The organism is Pseudomonadota bacterium (genome assembly GCA_010028905.1).
Classification (GTDB): Bacteria; Vulcanimicrobiota; Xenobia; order RGZZ01; family RGZZ01; genus RGZZ01.
Genome location: RGZZ01000710.1, coordinates 1 through 1,844 on the forward strand (window position 1 = coordinate 1; position 1,844 = coordinate 1,844).

3 protein-coding genes are annotated in these 1,844 nt (G+C 64.5%); 1 reads left to right on the forward strand and 2 read right to left on the reverse strand.

Translation table 11 applies throughout. The annotated features are described in order from the left end of the window. Positions 1-159 precede the first annotated feature (159 nt). Entirely contained in the window at positions 160-624 is a 465-nt protein-coding gene (locus EB084_24575) for a hypothetical protein (GenBank protein NDD31439.1), read from the reverse strand. A gap of 50 nt (positions 625-674) precedes the next feature. Then, the gene (locus tag EB084_24580; protein NDD31440.1) at positions 675-1,148 is read right to left on the reverse strand and encodes a hypothetical protein; all 474 of its coding nucleotides are present in this window, start codon (positions 1,146-1,148) and stop codon (positions 675-677) included. Positions 1,149-1,254: 106 nt separating this feature from the next. Here EB084_24580 and EB084_24585 point away from each other — a divergent pair. Beyond that, the coding region (locus EB084_24585) for a hypothetical protein (protein NDD31441.1) at positions 1,255-1,844 on the forward strand (590 nt) is incomplete at its 3' end.

A 1,844-nucleotide genomic window follows, 5' to 3' on the forward strand; every position in this document is an offset into this window, starting at 1 on the left:
GGGGGCAGGGGCCCGCGTGTTCGCGCGCGCTCGCTCGGCGAAGCGGCGTGTCGGCAGCGGCAAGTGCGAGAAGGTCCTCTCCTGGGTCAAGCATACGGTCCTCCCTCGCAGAAGGCAGGCGGCGCCCCCGCGGGTGCGGGCAGCGCCGTCTGGGGGTCTCTATGAGCGGCGGTAACAGTCGTTCAGTGATTCATCGCCCCCTAAGCGGCGCCAAATCGCACTCGCTTTATTCACAAGGTCGTCGTATCTAGGCACTTTGTCCTCGGGGGAGGTTGCGTCTAGCAGGTTCGCCATGCCACGAACCACAGCTTCGAGTCCAAGCAGAACGCGGTCAATCCCTGTGCGATAGTTGAAGCTTATGCTCCCCATAAAATCAAGAACCACGACACCGCGAATGGTGCACTCTGGATGCGCCAAAGCCAGGTCTACCAGAGGCAACAGTTCGTTTTCGTCGCCGCCAGAGTAGTGCAAGGCGAAGTGGACGTGCGCGGTACGGTCGTCTAGGTAGCAGGCTTCGGGCTTTAGGTGCGTGAGGTCTAGCAGCAGGGCGTCGACGCTCGAGCGGGGCCCAGTCACTGTCAATGCGTATCTCACGGGGCGTGAAGAGGTAACGTCGGTCGGCATATTTGGAAATGGCTCCTTCACTTATTTTTGAGGTCGGGTCTGGGGCACGCTCAGCACGCGCGCCATATCTCGAGGGGTCGTCCCGCGGTCGGGTGTCGCTCGCTCTTTGCCAGGCTGTGGGCGTTCAGCAGCTCGAGGGCCGCGTCGATGTCCTTGGCATTCACTTTGTGGTATAGCAGGTCAGAGATGGCGGTGCGGGTCATCCCGTCGCGCGCCCGCAGCTCGAGCAGAATGCGCTCAGCGTGACGGCGCACGGGGTCCGCAGCTCCGAAGATGTAGTCGACGCTCTGGGCGCAGTAGCTCCAGACAGCGTAGGCGGCGCGCAGGTGTTCCGCACGCACTTCCGTCGCGCCGTCTAACAGGGCGTACAGTAGCGACAGGCGCAGGGTCTGGGCTTCGGCTCGGGCGGTGAGGGACCCGACAAGGTCGTCTCGCTCTGCTGCCATGTCGGAGTAAAGGCGCTCCCAGAGGGCGTATGCGTCTCGGTCCCACCGCAGTTCCCCGCGCGTGCGGGCGGTCTGCACTGCGTCTCGCAGGCGAGTCTCTAGTCGCACCAGGTCGACAGGGTTCGCCCCCCGCGCCCCATGCGGCAGAAGCTTCGTTCGGTGGGAGTGTACCCACAAAAACCGGTTGGCGAAGCCGTTCAATGCGGAGGTCTTGTCGAGTGTCGCGCTCAGCTCGGCGGCGGCGCCCGTCCCAGGCGTCTCGGAGGACGGCGGAGAGTATGTTTCCTTCGCGTTTGCCTTGGGAGAGAACGGTGGCAAATTCCCCCTCCGTCACAAGAACGCGCTTGTCGTCTACTCCCGCGTCAGCTACGCAGGCTTCCCCGTTTTTGTCGGTCCCCAGCGAGGCGTCTCGCACGGCGTAAATGAGCCCCTCCCCCGAGGAGAGACCGCTCCTCAGCCGCTCGCCGAAGGTAGGGTCGACCCGCTCCCACAGGCGCATGACGTGCCCCAGGGACGTGCCCTTCCGCGCTTTCGCGCTCTGTCCCACTATGACCGCAAACAGGCAGGCATGGTGTTGGGTTGCTTCCGCGAGCATATGCGGCCCACGTCCAATAGCGGCGCCCGCGGCAACCAGGTCCTGCGCCAGGATAGCGGCAGGGTGGGCTTCTGTGTGCGGTTCGACCAGGCGTACATGCTCGCCGAGGGGACCGTGCAGGGCTTCCTCCCCCAGCTCAGGGGGAGGAAGCCCTGCACGGTCCCCTCGGCGAGCATGTA

What these genes read in the sequence shown, in the direction of transcription:
- EB084_24575 (NDD31439.1), bottom strand. Translation starts at nt 624, where the DNA reads ATGCCGACCGACGTTACCTCTTCACGCCCCGTGAGATACGCATTGACA.